This window comes from Halioglobus sp. HI00S01, assembly GCF_001635445.1.
Taxonomy (GTDB): Bacteria; Pseudomonadota; Gammaproteobacteria; order Pseudomonadales; family Halieaceae; genus Halioglobus; species Halioglobus japonicus.
Genome location: NZ_LWEE01000089.1, coordinates 1 through 275 on the forward strand (window position 1 = coordinate 1; position 275 = coordinate 275).

Genomic DNA, 275 nt, shown 5'->3' on the forward strand with positions numbered 1-275 from the left:
TTACCGTCAGCGCTGAGGGTGAAGCCCCAGGTGCGCACGACGTTGTTCGGGAGGCCAGCGAGAAGGTGATGCAGGTTGTCGAAGAGGCCCAGGGCTACGCCGAAGAGGACCCCGACCGCTACTACGGCGAGGTGCAAGCCATTCTTGATCCCGTTATCGACTTCCGCGGATTCGCTCGCGGTGTCATGGGTCCCTATGCCAGCAGCGACAGGTACCGCTCCCTCGATGAGGCCGGCCGCGCCGAGCTGCGCGACCAGCTGGATCGCTTTACTGAG

1 protein-coding gene is annotated in these 275 nt (G+C 64.0%); it reads left to right on the forward strand.

The annotated features are described in order from the left end of the window. On the forward strand, positions 1-275 hold a 275-nt coding region (locus A3709_RS12600; protein WP_197484180.1), incomplete at both ends, for an ABC transporter substrate-binding protein.